Below are 17,346 nucleotides of genomic sequence, written 5' to 3' on the forward strand. Positions count from 1 at the left end.
TACTAAGGACTCGCTTTTCTATTGTACAAACAGGGCACTGGCATCTGTAGGTACGAACTTATTTGTGAATTACTCATATGTATAAAATTAATTTTGAATAGTTACTTAACATAAAAATATGGACTCACTAAAAATCAACAAAGTGCAGATAAGAAATCTGCAAATTGAGGACTACGACCAACTGGCACAATCATTCACACGTGTTTACACAGACGGGAGCGATGTGTTCTGGACACACAAACAGATTGAAAAACTTATCAAGATTTTCCCTGAAGGACAGATAGTAACTGTAGTGGACGAAAAGATAGTGGGATGCGCACTCTCTATAATCGTAAACTATGACGACGTAAAGAACGATCATACCTACGCTCAGGTTACAGGAAAGGAAACATTCAACACACATAATCCAAAAGGAAACATTCTATATGGTATTGAGGTATTCATACATCCGCAATACAGAGGCCTGCGACTGGCACGACGTATGTACGAATATCGCAAGGAACTGTGCGAGGAACTGAACCTGAAAGCTATCATGTTCGGCGGCAGAATACCGAACTATCACAAATATGCCGACAAGATGCGTCCTAAAGAATACATTGACAAGGTCAGACAAAAGGAAATCTATGACCCTGTATTGACATTCCAGCTATCGAACGATTTTCACGTCCGTAAGGTCATGCGCAATTATCTTCCTAATGATGAAGAGTCAAGACACTACGCATGTCTGTTACAATGGGATAACATCTATTACCAGCCACCAACGCAGGAATATATCAGTCCTAAGACCTCGGTACGCGTAGGACTCGTTCAGTGGCAAATGCGTTCGTATAAGACTCTTGACGACCTTTTCGAACAAGTGGAATTTTTCGTTGATGCCGTTTCCGACTATAAGAGCGACTTTATCCTTTTTCCGGAATACTTCAACGCACCGCTTATGGCACGTTTCAACAACGAAGCGGAATCGGAAGCAATCCGCGGACTTGCAGCATATACAGACGAAATTCGCGAACGTTTCATTAAATTAGCCATAAGCTATAATATCAATATCATTACAGGAAGTATGCCTCTCATCAAAGAAGACGGACGACTGTACAATGTCGGTTTTCTGTGCCGACGCGACGGTACAACTGAAATGTACGAGAAAATACACGTAACTCCGGATGAGACAAAAAGCTGGGGACTTACAGGAGGACGTTCCATTAAGACATTTGAAACAGACTGTGCAAAAATCGGTGTACTGATATGCTACGACGTGGAATTTCCGGAGCTATCGCGCATAATGGCTGACCAGGGAATGCAAATCCTTTTCGTTCCTTTCATGACCGATACACAAAACGCCTATAGCCGAGTGAAGGTTTGCGCCCATGCCAGAGCGATAGAGAACGAATGTTTCGTTGTAATAGCAGGAAGTGTAGGAAACCTGCCACGCGTGCATAACATGGACATCCAATACGCCCAGTCTGGTGTATTTACACCTTGCGACTTCACTTTCCCTACTGACGGCAAACGCGCCGAGGCCACTCCAAATACGGAAATGATTCTCGTGTCGGACGTGGACCTTGACCTGCTGAATGAACTACACACATACGGTAGTGTAAGAAATCTGAAAGACAGACGAAATGACTTGTATGAAGTAAAAGTCAAGAAATAGATATAACAACAAAAACGAACCGCTATAATCTTCGGACTATAACGGTTCGTTTATTATTTTTCAGACAACTCCTCAAGAGTTTTTCCTTCATAATCGCAAATGGCCTTCTTATATATCATAGGTATAGGAACCGGTTCCTTTGTATTGACATCATAGCCAACAAGGACAGTACGGCACTGGCACTTCATTACACCGCTTGACTTGTTTATTGCACGCTGCAGCAAAGTCAAGCTCTTATTTCCCAAATGTACGACAGTGGTCTCTATCACCAACTCATCCGAGAAGAACACAGGAGCCATAAAATCAGCGTTGATATTGGCTATAACAACGCCAAACTTATTCCAATCGTGCAAATTACCGAACACATCCTTGAAGTATGTAGTCTTTGCCAAATCGTACAAAGAGAAATACACAGAGTTATTCATGTGTCCGAACTGATCGACATCACTGAACCGGATTTGTGCCGGTATTACATGCTTAAATTTGATTTCGTCTTCCATACTCGTATCCTTATTTGGTTATAATGTTCAAATATAATTCTTTTTTTTATCATTCGTCCACTAATTGACGGAAATATTAGTATTTTTGCCGTCATTAAAATAAATATCCAATAAAAATAAAACATTATGGAAAATAAATTAAGCAGAGAAACTCTATGTGTACAGGCCGGATGGCAGCCTAAAAAGGGTGAGCCGAGAGTCTTGCCTATATACCAGTCAACAACTTTCAAATACGAAACAAGCGAACAGATGGCCCGTCTGTTCGACCTTGAAGAATCCGGTTATTTCTACACAAGACTTCAGAATCCAACAAACGATGCAGTAGCTTCGAAGATTGCGGCTCTCGAAGGTGGTGTAGGTGCCATGCTTACATCTTCAGGACAGGCAGCCAACTTCTATGCTGTGTTCAATATATGCGAGGCTGGCGACCACTTTGTATGTTCTTCAACAATCTATGGCGGAACTTTCAACCTGTTTGCCGTCACAATGAAGAAACTTGGTATAGAATGTACTTTCGTTGACGCTGACGCCAGCGAAGAGGAAATATCAAAAGCTTTCCGTCCTAACACCAAATGTCTGTTCGGCGAAACAATCTCAAATCCAAGCATCAATGTTCTTGACATTGAGAAATTCGCGCGTATAGCCCACAACCACGGTGTACCTTTGATTGTTGACAATACTTTTGCTACTCCGATAAACTGCCACCCGTTCGAATGGGGAGCTGATATAATAACACACTCTACAACAAAATATATGGACGGACACGCGACATGCGTAGGCGGTGCTATAGTGGATAGCGGTAACTTCGACTGGGAAGCTCATGCCGATAAATTCCCGGGATTGACAAAACCTGATGAATCATATCACGGACTTGTCTATACAAAGTCATTCGGAAAAATGGCTTATATCACAAAAGCTACTGTCCAACTGATGCGTGACCTCGGCTCTATACAGTCGCCTGAAAACGCGTTTCTGTTGAACTTAGGATTGGAAACTCTGCATCTGCGTATGGCACGCCACTGCGAGAACGCACAGAAAGTAGCCGAATGGCTTGAAGCAAATCCTAAAGTGAAATGGGTGAACTACTGCGGACTGAAGAGCAGCAAATATTATGAATTAGGTCAGAAATATATGCCAGGCGGTTCATGCGGTGTGATAGCTTTCGGACTGGACGGCAGCCGTGAAGAAGCTATTGAGTTCATGGATAATCTGAAGATGATATGTATTGTCACTCACGTGGCAGACGCGCGTACTTGTGTGTTGCATCCGGCAAGTCATACCCACCGTCAGCTTACCGACGAACAACTGATAGAAGCCGGTGTCGCTCCCGACCTGATACGTCTCTCTATAGGTATAGAAAATGTGAATGATATTATAGCCGACCTTGAACAGGCTATGGAAAAGGTAAAATAAATTATCATAAAAATAAAAGAACTTCCAAGACGATACAGTCAATTGTATCGCTTAGGAAGTTCTATATAATAATCAAGAAGTTTAGATATTAAGAAAAGTATCAGAACATTTTCTTCTCAGCACAGCAGATAAACTCATCAGCAGTCATATCCTTATAATAAAAAACGTCTGTCACAGGCTGATAAATATAGGATGAGAATTGAAACAGCTGTACAGCTGCAAATTTACGGTCTTTTGAATACATGTAATCCATTCTGATTCCTCCAGTATTTCCACTCCTTACTGTTTTTTCTCCAGAAAAGTTATTACTTTCCAATACAGACTTCAGACTACGGAAATCTGCCGCTTCGTAAAATTCACTTTTTACGGCTATACGACTTTGTGTGGGTGTATAAAACCAGCTATGACTTTTCCAGAAAAGACGAAACACACCTACTAACAATAATGCGGCACCTATTGTCATAACAAGCATGCTTATTGAAGATGATTCATTTCCTTCCATAATGGATACATAAAAAGCTGCTCCACCTATCAAAATCAAAATAACTGAAAATATGATTGAACGTATGTCTGTACGACGTGAAACATGATCGTGTACATTTGAAAACAATGAATTTGAGTCCATAAAATTTATTTGTCTGATTTTCTAATGAATTAATTATACATAAAATGAATTTCGGAAAGGCACTAACCTTCCTTTAGGATGATACAAACCATCCAATAACAATGAATAAAGAGACAAAAATAGGACTAAATAAGAATATGACACAGCTGGTATAAATACATGATGTGACTACCAGTCATGCCAATACGAAATTTGCTAGAGTTAAGATTTTCGGTTATAACACTCAGATGCTGAATATACTCAGCTATCATCCGGACCGCGTATTTTGCCCAATATACTGAAGTATTGTATATCTGCCTTGCCGTCAACTTGACCATAACGCGGATGTTGACTGCCAGACTTCCTAACTGACTTACATCAGCCGCCAGCATTTCCGTATGTCTGCTGTTATAATCAGACAGAAGAAATTTATGAATATTATAATACTCCCTGCATTCCTCTTCTGCTATATTTTCAGATTCATGCCGGCTATTATCAACAGCAGGAGTACAAGAAGTAGTTATGAAGAAAAAACTTCCCCATAAGAAAAGAAACAATATATGTATAAACTTCTTCAATATAGTTTTTATTTTACGGCTGTAAAGTTAAGAAAAGATTGGAAGTTAACAAAAAAATCTCCATAACGGAAAAGTTCCGGAATGGAGATAAATATTTTGTTGGATTATAAGTTTTAATCTTCTACTACCTGAAAATCTTCTTTACCAACACCGCATACAGGACAAACCCAATCTTCTGGAATATCCTCAAATGCTGTACCTGGAGCTATTCCGTTATCTGGATCACCTGTTTCAGGATCATAAACCCAATCACAAACTGTGCAAATGTACTTTTTCATAACGCTTTCTAATTTAAAATAAATGTTAGTCTATTGTTTCAATACTAATTACAAAACAAATGTAATTATAAAAATGTTCACGTCATAATTTATTTAGCAATATTTTTCTTAATTCTTCCATTCCGGCAGAAGCACCTTTAGATATTACGTGTATCTTACGTCCCGATGTTATATTCACCGGATTAGGATCTATCAGATAAACAGGAACGGAAGGATTTACATAATTGAGCAATCCGGCAGCCGGATATACATTCATCGATGTTCCTATTATGACAAAAATATCCGCTTTTTCCACATAGTCTATAGCTGTTTCTATCATAGGGACAGACTCGCCGAACCATACAATGAACGGTCGTAACTGAGAACCGTCATCGGCCAAATCACCGATTTTAACTTCGAAGTTTTCAGGAGCAAGTTCCTTTATATATTTAGGATTGTTTGGCTCACGGCTTGATGTTACTTTTGTAAGTTCTCCGTGCAAATGAATGACGTTTGTGCTTCCTGCACGTTCATGCAGATTATCAACGTTTTGAGTTACAACAGTTATGTCAAAATCTTTTTCCAACTCAGCCAGAATTTTATGTCCTAAATTAGGTTCCACTTCCAACAACTGCTTGCGTCTGTCATTATAAAAATCTATTACCAGTTTAGGATTTGCGGCATATCCTTCAGGAGTAGCCACTTGCTCTACCGGATACTTTTCCCATAGTCCACCAGAATCTCTGAAAGTACTTATTCCACTCTCGGCACTCATACCCGCGCCTGTCAATACAACTATTTTTTTCATGTTTATCTGTACTTTTTATATGTTGTCACCACAAAAATAAGAAAAATTATCACTCAAAGTTCCTCTGTTTCAAAGAAAAAAGATACCTTTGCCATCCGAATAAATTATTATAATAATATATAACAAAATTCATGGATAAATTCAGTTATGCCATTGGTCTGGGGATAGGCCAAAACTTGTGGAGCATGGGTGCCCGCAACATTCAGGTAGAAGATTTCGCACAGGCAATAAAAGACGTGCTCGAGGGGAACAAAACAGCTATTACTCACGATGAAGCCCGCGAAATAGTAAACAAGTTTTTCACTGAACTTGAAGAAAAAGTAAATTCTGAAAATATAGAAAAAGGCAAGGCCTTCCTTGAAGAAAACAAGAAGAAAGAAAACATCGTTACATTGCCAAGCGGATTACAGTACGAAGTAATCAAAGAAGGAAACGGCAAAAAGCCAAAAGCTACTGATAGAGTACGTTGCCATTACGAAGGTACACTTATCGACGGTACACTGTTCGACAGTTCTATCAAGCGCGGTGAGCCTGCTGTATTCGGTGTAAATCAGGTTATTCAAGGATGGGTAGAAGCATTGCAGCTTATGTCAGAAGGTTCAAAATGGAAACTTTACATTCCATCAGAACTGGGTTACGGTGCACACGGTGCAGGCGAAATGATTCCTCCACACAGTACACTGATTTTCGAAGTAGAACTTCTGGAAGTTCTTTAACGGGCAAAAAAACAACAGAATATTAATATCTAAAAAATTAAAAAGTCAAAATGAAAAAAGGTACAGCTTTAATGGTATTGGCTGCTGCAGCAGGACTTGCTTCATGCGGTCAAAGCGGTACTCCTAAAGCAAACATGAAAAGTGACGTTGACACTCTTTCATACATGGTAGGAGTAAGTAATTCTCAAGGTTTAAAAGATTATGTCGTAGGTCGTCTTGGTGTTGACACTACTTATATGGCAGACTTCGTGAGAGGTATCAAAGAAGGTATGAAAAATACTTCTGCAAAAGAAAAAGCTTATATGGCAGGTATGCAGATCGGCCAGCAGGTTAGCGGCGATATGTACGAAGCTATCAACAACCAGTTGTTTGCTGGCGATTCTACAACAACAATGAGCAAAGAAAACTTCCTTGCAGGTTTCATTGCAGCAGTAGAAGAAAACAGCCTAGTAACTGCAGATTCAGCTTCAGTATACGTACGTACTAAATCTGAAGAAATAAAGACTAAAGCTCTTGAAGCTAAATATGGCGAATACAAGAAGGAAAACGAAGAATTCCTCGCAAACAACAAGAGCAAAGACGGTATCAAGGTTACTGAAAGCGGACTTCAGTACAGAATCATAAAAGAAGGTAAAGGTGAAATCCCTACTAAGACTTCACGCGTAAAGGTTCACTACAAAGGTACAATGATCGACGGAACTGAATTCGACAGCTCATACGAACGTAAAGAACCTACTACATTCCGTGCAGACCAGGTTATCAAGGGTTGGACAGAAGCTCTTACTATGATGCCTGTAGGTTCTAAATGGGAACTTTACATCCCACAGGAACTTGGATACGGTTCTCGTGAAGCTGGAAAAATCAAACCTTTCTCTACTTTGATTTTCGAAGTTGAACTTATCAGCATTGAGAAATAATTTATTTCTGTAACTGACATAAAAAATCCGGCAGATGATTTTTCTACCGGATTTTTTTATACTCAATTTTATCAGGCTTTCTTTTCCTTGATATCTGTGTGGGCTTCAACTACATTCACTACGTAATCACCAAGTTTTTCGCACTCGGCAATAATATCCATGTAGTGAACTCCCATCTGATAGTCATATTCCTTATTATTCACATCTACAACATTCTGACCTTTCAGAGTATTGCGATAATTGTTTATTTCATTCTCCAGATTGAATGAGCAGTTCACGTCAATAGTATGATGAGTATCTTCTACCAGCTTTATCATCTGTGTTAAAGCCTGGTCAGTAAGCTGCATCATCTGATGTATATGGTCGTATTGCGCACTGGTAAAATCGTCGTTTCCACGGTTCTTGCGGTTAATGGTACGGGCTATATTATAGCAACTGTCGCCAATACTTTCAATTTCCGTTACCTCACGAAGCATTCCACGTATCTGAACCTTACTTTCAGAACTTAATCTTCCTTCGGACACCTGGTTGAGATATTTCGCAATCTCAAGCTCCATATTATCACTGATGTTCTCATATTTCTCTATCCGGCTGAAAAGTTTGTTGAATTCCGACTCATTCTTCACATGTAGCAAATCACGAACCATACCGAACATTCTCTGTATGCGTTCAGCAAAAAGATTGATTTCCTTTCTTGCCTGAAGGATAGAAAGTTCGGCTGTAGACAACATACCACCTGAAATAAACTGCAGACGGTATTCTTCCTCCTGCTCCTTCTGAGGAACGATTCTACAGACTGTTTTCTCAATGAAGTTAACAAACCATATAAGTATAAGCACGTTACAGATATTGAAACAAGTATGGAATGCCGAAAGCTTGAACGAAACAGCCACTCCACCGGCTTCGGAGACATTCATTAAATCAGAAACAATCCATTCCACCATAGAAAGGAACGGTCTGAACAGGATAAGTACCCACACCACACCAAAAATATTAAACATAAGGTGAGCCATGGCAGCTCTTCTTGCCTGAGTATTTGCTGTCAGAGCGGCAAGATTGGCAGTTATGGTAGTTCCAATATTCTCTCCCAACACAAGCGCTGCACCAAGTTCAAAACTAATCCATCCGTTGGCACACATAATCAATGTTATTGCCATAGTGGCTGCCGATGCCTGGACTATCATTGTAAGTACGGTACCTATAAGCACAAACAATAATACTGACACGAATCCCATGTCGGTATAGTTCTGTACGAAAGCAAGCATGTCAGGATTATGACTCAAATCAGGCGCATTGGTCTTCAGCAGGTTAAGTCCCATAAAGAGGAAAGCGAAACCAAAAATAAACTCCCCTACCGACTTACGTGAACTTTTCTGAGAAAACAGCAAAGGAATACCGAAAGCTAGCAGAGGAAGTGAAAAGGCTGATATATCGACCTTGAATCCCAAAGCAGATATAATCCATGCAGTGACTGTAGTACCTATATTGGCACCCATAATGACACCAATAGACTGGGCCAGTTCTAGAAGACCCGCATTAACAAAACTGACAACCATGACCGTGGTAGCAGAGGATGACTGTATCAATGCCGTGATAAGCATACCAGTCAAAACACCTGTAACACGATTGGTTGTCATCGCCGTTAAAATACTTCGCAGACGGTCGCCCGCAAACTTCTGTAAACCTTCGCTCATAATCTTCATTCCGTAAAGAAACAAAGCGAGAGAGCCAAGCAACTTTAAAAAATCATAAAAAGAATATTCCATCTGTTATTATTTAGGTAAGATATAGACAATCTGAATATAATTGAGTAAATTGACTGCCGGTTAATCCATTCAGTAATACATATTACAATTATGTTACAAATATATTGCAAAAACAATAAAGAAACAAGAGAATTTCCAGAAGGAACTTCTCTTATAGAGATTTATAATCAACTTAGATTGAATATGCCATACGGTCCGGTAAGCGCCAAAGTGAACAATAAAGTAGAAGATCTTAACTTCAGAGTATATTATAATAAGGATATTGAATTCCTCGACATTACAAGCGCATCAGGAATGAGAACATACGTCCGTTCGCTCTGCTTCATTATGGTAAAGGCTGTCGATGACCTTTATCCCTGCTGTACAATCTCACTGGAACATCCGGTTTCAAAAGGATACTTCTGCAAACTGCATATTGACAGAACAATAGGTCTGGACGACGCTTCACGCATAAAAAAAAGAATGCAGGAAATCATAAACGAAGATATACCGATAACAAGATATGAAGAAAGGACAGAGAATGTCATTAGAATATTTCAGGAAAGAGGAATGATGGATAAAGTAAAACTACTGTCAACGTCCGGTAAACTATATTCATTTTATTATAAATTAGGCGATTCGGTAGATTGTTATTACAGCAGCCTTGTTCCAAGCACAGGATATATAAAAAAATTCGATCTCGTAAAATATTACGATGGATTACTATTGCAAATTCCTAACAAAAACAACCCTGAGAAAATAGAAGAAATGGTTAAACAGGAAAAAATGCTCGAAGTATTCCAGGAACATCATAAGTGGAACAATATTTTAGGAATCGGTACCGTGGGAGATTTCAACATTGCATGCAACGAAGGACATGCCACCGACCTTATAAATGTATCGGAAGCCCTACAGGAAAGAAAAATAGTCAAGATTGCCGACGAGATAGCCGCGCGTCAGGAAGGCAAGGACAGAATAAAATTGATTCTGATTTCCGGACCATCATCCTCAGGAAAGACAACATTCAGCAAACGCCTGAGCATACAACTTATGACCAACGGATTGAAGCCATATCCGATATCACTTGACGATTATTTTGTAAACAGAGACAACACTCCGCTCGACGAAAACGGCAATCATGATTTCGAATCGCTCTATGCCGTGGATCTTCCTTTCTTTAAAGAGCAGTTAGATACTATATTGAAAGGCGGGGAAGTGGAATTGCCTAAATTCAATTTCACATCGGGGTTGAGAGAAAAAAGCGGCACGAAATTCAGAATGGACAACAATACTATTCTGATTCTGGAAGGTATCCATGCCTTAAATCCTGAACTGACACCTAACATTCCGGCAGAAAATAAATATAAAATATATGTATCAGCACTTACTACAATTTTGCTGGACAAACATAATTATATTCCGACCACCGATAACAGGCTGTTGCGCCGTATAATCCGCGATTACAAATACCGCGGCAGCTCTGCAGAAGCTACCATTTCGCGCTGGCCAAGCGTGCGTGCGGGGGAAGACAAATGGATTTTCCCTTATCAGGAGAATGCCGACGCAATGTTCAACTCTGCCCTGCTGTTCGAACTTGCAGTAATAAAAGACCACATTGAACCGATATTGAGAAAAGTGCCGAACAGCTGTCCGGAATATTCCGAAGCACACAGGTTACTGCATTTCTTAAGCTATTTCGTATCAATACAGGATACAGAACTCCCTCCCACCTCATTGCTCAGGGAATTCCTCGGTGGCAGCAGTTTCGTTTATTAAGAATACGAAAAAAGACATTTAAGGAAATCCTTAAATGTCTTTTTTTCGTAGCGGAAACCGGGATTGAACCGGTGACCTCATGATTATGAATCATGCGCTCTAACCAGCTGAGCTATCCCGCCATAATCATTAAAAAAACCGCCAGGCGTGGAAGCCACCCAACGGCTAAATCGTACTTCGTAGCGGGAACCGGGATTGAACCGGTGACCTCATGATTATGAATCATGCGCTCTAACCAGCTGAGCTATCCCGCCATTGTTTCTCGATTGCGGGTGCAAAGGTATGTTCTTTTTCTTAAACATACAAATTTTTCCAAAACTTTTTATTCAAAAAAAATTATTCCTCTCATCCGTGAACATGATAAAAAAAGCCTGATTTCAAACATTGATAAACTCAAAATAAAACGCGGCCGCGTTTAGATTAAAACACGGCCGCGTTTTAAATCGAATGACACCACATTTTAAACCTTTAAAATCTATGTTCTATAATATAATAAATTTGTATTCAGAGTCGGAAAAAAATACTTTAATTTGCCAACAAAATAAAAAATCATAATAAACGGAAACATACTTGAAACACATGAAAAAAAAATTAAAAATAGAATATCCCCTAAACCCTACATCAGGGATTATAATATGGAATGCAATAAGCACTCCCGCAGGACTTGAAAGATGGTTTGCAGACAAAGTAACCAGAAGCGGAAAGACATATACCTTCCGATGGGGAAAAAATGAAAGCCGCGACGCAGACATTACTAATACAAGATCGGAATATTTTATCCGGTTTCATTGGAAAGACGATGAAGAACCGAAATCTTTCTTCGAACTAAAGATACTATTCAATGAACTCACATCCGACCATATCCTTGAAATAACAGATTTTGCAGACCCAGATGAAGAAGAAGACACCATAAATTTATGGAACTCACAGATAGATGTGCTAAGAAGAGTTTTCGGAGTATAAGGTGTAATAATTAAAAATATACAAAACATTACTCCCCTATCCATATTTTATGCTATTTTTGCATCATAATATAAAATGATGGGAATACTACGTATAAAAAAATTAGATATATTCGTTCTTAAGAGTTTTTTGTTACTCTTTGCCGGAACATTTTTTATATGCCTGTTCATCTTCATGATGCAATTCTTATGGAAATATGTTGACGAACTGGTTGGGAAAGGACTTGAGCTTAATGTATTGGCACAATTCTTCTTTCTTTCTGCACTTACACTAATCCCCCTCTCTCTTCCATTGGCCATACTACTGGCAGCTCTGATGACTTTTGGTAATTTTGGAGAGAGGTACGAGTTATTGTCAATGAAAGCCGCAGGCATTCCGCTCCTCAGAATAATGCGGCCATTGGCCATATTATGTGTGATACTGGGATTCACATCCTTTTATTTCCAAAACGTGATAGGCCCTAAGGCGCAAAAAGAGTTGTGGACTCTCCTTGTGTCGATGAAACAAAAATCTCCTGAAGTTGATATACCTGAAAGGGTATTCTATTCCGATATTGAAGGATACAATATATACGTTAACAAAAAAGACAGAGATACTGGTATCCTTAAGGATGTACTTATATACAATTTTTCCGACGGATTCGAGAACGCGCGTATCATTTGGGCTGAAGAAGGCAAACTTGAGCTAACAGCAGACAAAAAGCATTTATACCTGCATCTTTATAATGGAGAATTGTTCGAGAATCTGAAATCACAGAGCATAGATTCGAAAAATGTTCCTTACAGAAGGGAAACATTCACAGAAAAGCATACACTGATTGACTTTGATGCCGAATTCAACATGGTGGACGGAAGTTTCCTTAACAGGAGATCAGACATCAAGAACATGGTTGAAATCAGTGCTACAATTGACTCACTGACCACATATACAGACAGTGTGGGAAGAGCAATGCACAACGAAATAATGTCAACCACATACAAAGCCACAGATTTAAGCAAAGCCGATTCAATCAAGATTAAAGAACAAAACATTACGTATATAAACACAGACAGTTTATACCGCTCATTAAGCTCGGACGACAAACTGAAAACACTGACTTCCACTGAAAGAAGATTATCATCCTTAAGTTCGGACTGGAGCATGAAATCGTTTGTCACTCAAGATAATGACAAAAGCATACGTTCGCACAAATCGGACTGGCATAAGAAAATAACCTTGTCGTTCGCATGTGTATTCTTCTTTTTCATTGGTGCCCCGTTGGGAGCCATCATACGTAAAGGAGGCTTGGGTATGCCTGTGGTTATTTCTGTTTTGATATTCATATTATACTACATTATAGACTCCGGTGCCACACGTGTGGCGAAAAGCGGTGAAATGAATATCATACTCGGCACATGGATGAGCAGCCTTGTACTTGCTCCTATGGGTGCTTTCCTCACATACAAGTCAAACAAGGACTCTGTAGTTTTCAATATTGATGTCTATAAAGCATTCTTCAGAAAAATATTCGGATTAAGACAATCCAGACACATTTTCAGAAAAGAAGTTATCATATACAGCCCGGATTACGAGTCTATATGCGAAAAGCTTGATAATATATGCAGACAGTGTGAAGAATACTCTAATACACACAAATTACTGGGTCCGCCCAACTATATCAAGATATTCACCAACCATACTCACGACGACTATATCAAGGAAATAAGCCAGGAAATTGAAAACGTAGTAGAAGAGCTGTCAAACACTAAAGATGCTGTCATACTGAACTACCTGAACAATTATCCGTTCATGTTTACAAAAGCACATAAAAGTGTGTCCGACAAGATATGGCTGAACATTATACTTGGTTTAATTGTTCCTGCTGGTATAGTTATATGGATTAATATCTGGAAACATAGAGTAATACTCGACAAGGACTTGAAAATAATTATCAAGACCAGCAACGACATTACCGATAGAATAAAAAAGAATATTTTACAATAGCAACAGAGAGTTAACATTATGGACAAAATCAAACTGAACACAATCGAAGAAGCAATAGAAGATTTTCGTAAAGGAGAAATCGTCATAGTAGTTGACGACGAAGACCGCGAAAATGAAGGCGACATGATAATGGCAGCAGAATTAATCACACCAGAAAAGGTTAATTTCATGCTTAAACATGCAAGAGGTGTACTTTGCGCCCCTATTACTATATCAAGATGTGACGAACTGGACCTGCCACGACAGGTCTCAAACAATACTTCTATATTAGGAACTCCATTCACAATTACTATAGACAAACTTGACGGATGTACTACAGGTGTTTCTGCAGCCGACAGAGCCGCTACTATACGCGCACTGGCCGACCCAAGTTCAAAACCTGAAACTTTCGGCCGTCCGGGACATATCAATCCGCTTTATGCACAGGACAAAGGTGTATTGCGCCGCGCAGGACATACCGAGGCCTCTATCGACCTGGCGCGTCTTGCTGGTCTGTACCCGGCAGCAGCCCTAATGGAAGTCATGAACGAAGACGGAACAATGGCACGTCTGCCTGAACTTAGAAAAATAGCCGACGAATTCGGTTTCAAACTGATTTCAATAGCCGACCTTATCGCTTACCGCCTGAAACAGGAATCATTGGTTGAAAAAGGTGTCGAAGTTGACATGCCTACCGAACACGGACACTTCAGACTGATTCCTTTCCGCCAAAAGAGCAATGGTCTGGAACATGTAGCACTGATAAAAGGAAGCTTCACGCCGGACGAGCCTGTGCTGGTGAGAGTTCACTCATCATGTGCTACGGGCGATATTTTCGGTTCTATGAGATGCGACTGCGGCGAACAGCTTCACAAAGCCATGGAACTTATAGACAAGGAAGGCAAGGGTGCCGTGATTTACCTCAATCAGGAAGGAAGAGGAATAGGACTTATGGAAAAAATGAAAGCCTATAAACTTCAGGAAGAAGGTATGGATACGGTGGATGCGAATATCTGTCTCGGACATCAGGCAGACGAGCGCGACTATGGAGTCGGGGCACAGATACTAAGAGAAATAGGAATAACCAAGATGAGACTGCTCACAAACAACCCGGTAAAAAGAGTTGGTCTGGAGGCTTACGGACTTGAGATAGTAGAAAATGTACCTATCGAAGTAACACCAAACGAATTCAACGAAAGGTATCTGCATACTAAAAAAGACCGTATGGGCCACACTCTGCATTTCAATAAATAATGAATTAAACTTTTACAGATATGAATATACTCGAAACAAAAGACCTTGTAAAAAACACTTATGAGGCCAAAGCCGCTCAAAGCTCGTTAATGAGAAGTGTTTACACATGGATGACGTTGGCACTGGCAATAACAGGACTTACTGCCATGTATATGGCCAAATCGCTTACAGTCCTGAATATGATGATGCAGAATTCAATGATGTTCTGGGGAATTCTGATTGCCGAAGTCGTTCTTGTAATGTACATGTCAGCACGAATCCACAAAATAAGCTTTACTACAGCCACCTTGCTGTTCATAGCCTACTCTGTTCTGAACGGTATGACATTATCAATATTGTTCCTGATATACACCATGAGTTCCATCGCCACAACATTCTTTGTAACAGCGGGAACCTTTGGAGTAATGGCAATATTCGGATATGTGACAAAGAAAGACCTCACACGCATAGGAAACCTCTGCCTGATGGGAGTCATAGGCTTGATTATCGCATCTGTAGTGAACATGTTCCTTCATAATTCAATGATGGATATGTTTATTTCGTATATCGGAGTTCTTATCTTCGTGGGACTTACTGCATACGACGCACAAAAAATCAAACATCTGCTTAGTGGTGACGATATAGAAGTAAACGAATCGACACAGAAAATTGCGCTTTTAGGCGCACTTACGCTATATCTTGACTTCATAAACCTGTTTATTTATCTACTCAGAATATTAGGAGACAGAAAGTAAATAAAATGCCGCTATATGCGGCATTTTTTCATTTTAAAAGATGTTTCTATTGCGTATTTCATTGGAAATAACTTATTTTGCAAAATAATTCAACATTTAAACAAGGACTATAACAATGAACCAACTTTCAGATCGTTTGAATAGCCTGTCGCCATCGGCAACACTGGCTATGTCTCAGAAAAGTAGCGAATTAAAGGCACAAGGTATTGACGTAATCAATCTTAGTGTAGGTGAACCAGATTTCAATACACCTGACCACATCAAAGAAGCTGCAAAAAAAGCTATTGATGAAAACTATTCACGCTATTCTCCAGTTCCTGGATATCCGGCATTACGCAACGCCATAGCAGAAAAGCTGAAAAAAGAAAACGGACTGGAATATACAGCAGCACAAATCAGTTGTGCCAACGGAGCCAAACAGTCTGTTTGCAACGTTATCATGGCTCTTATCAACAAAGGTGACGAAGTGATTGTACCAGCTCCATTCTGGGTAAGCTACCCTGAAATGGTTAAATTGGCAGAAGGTACTCCGGTAATAGTAAGCGCAGGCATCGATCAGGACTTCAAAATCACTCCTGAACAGCTTGAAGCGACTATAACACCTAAAACACGTGCCCTTATCCTGTGTTCTCCTTCAAACCCTACAGGCTCTGTTTATACAAAAGAAGAATTGGCCGGTCTTGCGGCTGTTCTTGCTAAACACGAACGTGTAATCGTTATCGCCGACGAAATTTACGAACATATCAACTATATAGGAAAGCATGAAAGCATTGCCCAGTTTGCCGAAATAAAAGACCGTGTTGTTATCATAAACGGTGTATCAAAGGCATACGCAATGACAGGATGGCGTATCGGTTTCATCGCTGGTCCGGAATGGATTGTTAAAGGTGTAAACAAACTTCAGGGACAATATACCTCAGGTCCATGTTCTGTATCACAGAAGGCAGCAGAAGCAGCTTACACCGGAACTCAAGAACCTGTAGAAGAAATGCGTAAAGCTTTCGAACGCCGCCGCGACCTGATAGTAAAATTAGCTAAGGAAATCCCTGGATTCGAAGTAAACGTTCCTCAAGGCGCATTCTATCTGTTCCCTAAGTGTGATTCTTTCTTTGGAAAGAAGGATGGCGACAGAGTTATCAACAACTCAGACGACCTGGCTATGTATCTTCTTGAAGTAGGCCACGTGGCATGCGTGGGAGGTACTTCTTTCGGCGCTCCTGAATGTATCCGTATGAGTTATGCTACTTCAGACGAAAACATTGTTGAATCAATGCGTAGAATTAAAGAGACATTGGCTCGCTTGAAATAATATAGTTACAATTATACTTTTATACATTAAAGCATACAGACTTATCCGTCTTGTCGGATTGTCTGTATGCTTTTTTTCGTATTTTACGGGCATATACAAAAAAAGGCCGCTCCAAAATAGGAACAGCCTAAATTCGTTGTCATAAATCGACGACCGGAT

Annotated in this window: 15 protein-coding genes and 2 tRNA genes; 10 read left to right on the top strand and 7 right to left on the bottom strand. The window is 39.8% G+C overall.

Annotated elements, in window-relative coordinates; genetic code table 11:
* The first annotated feature begins 118 nt into the window (after positions 1-118).
* Positions 119-1,651, top strand: a complete 1,533-nt coding sequence (locus H6A27_RS08225) for a carbon-nitrogen hydrolase family protein (RefSeq protein WP_204402045.1) — start codon at positions 119-121, stop codon at positions 1,649-1,651.
* Between the two features lie 53 nt (positions 1,652-1,704).
* Here the strand turns inward: H6A27_RS08225 and H6A27_RS08230 are convergent, their stop codons facing one another.
* Positions 1,705-2,151 carry an acyl-CoA thioesterase gene (locus tag H6A27_RS08230; protein WP_204508332.1) on the bottom strand — a complete coding sequence of 149 codons (447 nt, stop codon included), beginning with the start codon at positions 2,149-2,151 and terminating at the stop codon, positions 1,705-1,707.
* Between the two features lie 126 nt (positions 2,152-2,277).
* Between H6A27_RS08230 and H6A27_RS08235 the strand changes: the two genes are divergently transcribed.
* A complete protein-coding gene (locus H6A27_RS08235) occupies positions 2,278-3,564 on the top strand; it encodes an O-acetylhomoserine aminocarboxypropyltransferase/cysteine synthase family protein (RefSeq protein WP_204402049.1) in 1,287 nt (428 codons plus the stop codon).
* Positions 3,565-3,664: 100 nt separating this feature from the next.
* Here the strand turns inward: H6A27_RS08235 and H6A27_RS08240 are convergent, their stop codons facing one another.
* The 3 genes from H6A27_RS08240 to H6A27_RS08250 all read right to left on the bottom strand — a co-directional run bounded on the left by H6A27_RS08240 (position 3,665) and on the right by H6A27_RS08250 (position 5,811).
* Positions 3,665-4,189 (bottom strand): hypothetical protein, encoded by a 525-nt coding sequence (locus H6A27_RS08240; RefSeq protein WP_154043319.1) that lies wholly within the window; start codon positions 4,187-4,189, stop codon positions 3,665-3,667.
* A 670-nt stretch (positions 4,190-4,859) separates the two neighbouring features.
* Positions 4,860-5,024 (bottom strand): rubredoxin, encoded by a 165-nt coding sequence (gene rd / locus H6A27_RS08245; RefSeq protein ID WP_154043317.1) that lies wholly within the window; start codon positions 5,022-5,024, stop codon positions 4,860-4,862.
* Between the two features lie 82 nt (positions 5,025-5,106).
* Entirely contained in the window at positions 5,107-5,811 is a 705-nt protein-coding gene (locus H6A27_RS08250; RefSeq protein WP_204394117.1) for an SIR2 family NAD-dependent protein deacylase, read from the bottom strand.
* A gap of 131 nt (positions 5,812-5,942) precedes the next feature.
* Between H6A27_RS08250 and H6A27_RS08255 the strand changes: the two genes are divergently transcribed.
* Positions 5,943-6,527, top strand: a complete 585-nt coding sequence (locus H6A27_RS08255) for a BamJ family beta-barrel-assembly machinery protein (protein WP_204394115.1) — start codon at positions 5,943-5,945, stop codon at positions 6,525-6,527.
* A 50-nt stretch (positions 6,528-6,577) separates the two neighbouring features.
* Positions 6,578-7,444 (top strand): BamJ family beta-barrel-assembly machinery protein, encoded by an 867-nt coding sequence (locus tag H6A27_RS08260; protein ID WP_204402053.1) that lies wholly within the window; start codon positions 6,578-6,580, stop codon positions 7,442-7,444.
* Between the two features lie 71 nt (positions 7,445-7,515).
* Here the strand turns inward: H6A27_RS08260 and H6A27_RS08265 are convergent, their stop codons facing one another.
* Entirely contained in the window at positions 7,516-9,210 is a 1,695-nt protein-coding gene (locus tag H6A27_RS08265; RefSeq protein WP_204508334.1) for a Na/Pi cotransporter family protein, read from the bottom strand.
* 81 nt (positions 9,211-9,291) lie between these two features.
* On the opposite strand from H6A27_RS08265, the gene H6A27_RS08270 reads away from it, so the two are divergent.
* Positions 9,292-10,965: a nucleoside kinase gene (locus tag H6A27_RS08270; protein ID WP_204508393.1), complete on the top strand. Its 1,674-nt coding sequence runs from the start codon at positions 9,292-9,294 to the stop codon at positions 10,963-10,965.
* Between the two features lie 48 nt (positions 10,966-11,013).
* Here H6A27_RS08270 and H6A27_RS08275 read toward each other — a convergent pair.
* Together H6A27_RS08275 and H6A27_RS08280 are read right to left on the bottom strand one after the other, a co-directional pair.
* Positions 11,014-11,087 (bottom strand) — tRNA-Met (locus H6A27_RS08275).
* A gap of 58 nt (positions 11,088-11,145) precedes the next feature.
* Positions 11,146-11,219 (bottom strand) — tRNA-Met (locus H6A27_RS08280).
* Positions 11,220-11,544: 325 nt separating this feature from the next.
* Here H6A27_RS08280 and H6A27_RS08285 point away from each other — a divergent pair.
* The 5 genes from H6A27_RS08285 (at position 11,545) to H6A27_RS08305 (ending at position 17,187) form a co-directional block, all read left to right on the top strand.
* A complete protein-coding gene (locus H6A27_RS08285; protein ID WP_204402057.1) occupies positions 11,545-11,928 on the top strand; it encodes an START-like domain-containing protein in 384 nt (127 codons plus the stop codon).
* A gap of 84 nt (positions 11,929-12,012) precedes the next feature.
* Positions 12,013-13,911, top strand: a complete 1,899-nt coding sequence (locus H6A27_RS08290) for an LptF/LptG family permease (protein WP_204508395.1) — start codon at positions 12,013-12,015, stop codon at positions 13,909-13,911.
* Positions 13,912-13,929: 18 nt separating this feature from the next.
* Positions 13,930-15,144, top strand: coding sequence for a bifunctional 3,4-dihydroxy-2-butanone-4-phosphate synthase/GTP cyclohydrolase II (locus H6A27_RS08295; RefSeq protein WP_204402059.1), 1,215 nt, complete (start codon positions 13,930-13,932; stop codon positions 15,142-15,144).
* 20 nt (positions 15,145-15,164) lie between these two features.
* Positions 15,165-15,878, top strand: a complete 714-nt coding sequence (locus H6A27_RS08300) for a Bax inhibitor-1/YccA family protein (protein ID WP_204402061.1) — start codon at positions 15,165-15,167, stop codon at positions 15,876-15,878.
* A 115-nt stretch (positions 15,879-15,993) separates the two neighbouring features.
* A complete protein-coding gene (locus tag H6A27_RS08305; RefSeq protein ID WP_204508336.1) occupies positions 15,994-17,187 on the top strand; it encodes a pyridoxal phosphate-dependent aminotransferase in 1,194 nt (397 codons plus the stop codon).
* The last annotated feature ends 159 nt before the right edge of the window (positions 17,188-17,346 follow it).

It is taken from the genome of Bacteroides caecigallinarum, assembly GCF_016902295.1.
Classification (GTDB): domain Bacteria; phylum Bacteroidota; class Bacteroidia; order Bacteroidales; family Bacteroidaceae; genus Phocaeicola; species Phocaeicola caecigallinarum_A.

Coding starts and splice junctions, on each gene's coding strand:
- H6A27_RS08300 (WP_204402061.1), top strand. CDS start 15,165: ATGAATATACTCGAAACAAAAGACCTTGTAAAAAACACTTATGAGGCC.
- H6A27_RS08225 (WP_204402045.1), top strand. CDS start 119: ATGGACTCACTAAAAATCAACAAAGTGCAGATAAGAAATCTGCAAATT.
- rd (WP_154043317.1), bottom strand. CDS start 5,024: ATGAAAAAGTACATTTGCACAGTTTGTGATTGGGTTTATGATCCTGAA.
- H6A27_RS08255 (WP_204394115.1), top strand. CDS start 5,943: ATGGATAAATTCAGTTATGCCATTGGTCTGGGGATAGGCCAAAACTTG.
- H6A27_RS08260 (WP_204402053.1), top strand. CDS start 6,578: ATGAAAAAAGGTACAGCTTTAATGGTATTGGCTGCTGCAGCAGGACTT.
- H6A27_RS08265 (WP_204508334.1), bottom strand. CDS start 9,210: ATGGAATATTCTTTTTATGATTTTTTAAAGTTGCTTGGCTCTCTCGCT.
- H6A27_RS08295 (WP_204402059.1), top strand. CDS start 13,930: ATGGACAAAATCAAACTGAACACAATCGAAGAAGCAATAGAAGATTTT.
- H6A27_RS08285 (WP_204402057.1), top strand. CDS start 11,545: ATGAAAAAAAAATTAAAAATAGAATATCCCCTAAACCCTACATCAGGG.
- H6A27_RS08230 (WP_204508332.1), bottom strand. CDS start 2,151: ATGGAAGACGAAATCAAATTTAAGCATGTAATACCGGCACAAATCCGG.
- H6A27_RS08305 (WP_204508336.1), top strand. CDS start 15,994: ATGAACCAACTTTCAGATCGTTTGAATAGCCTGTCGCCATCGGCAACA.
- H6A27_RS08250 (WP_204394117.1), bottom strand. CDS start 5,811: ATGAAAAAAATAGTTGTATTGACAGGCGCGGGTATGAGTGCCGAGAGT.
- H6A27_RS08240 (WP_154043319.1), bottom strand. CDS start 4,189: ATGGACTCAAATTCATTGTTTTCAAATGTACACGATCATGTTTCACGT.
- H6A27_RS08235 (WP_204402049.1), top strand. CDS start 2,278: ATGGAAAATAAATTAAGCAGAGAAACTCTATGTGTACAGGCCGGATGG.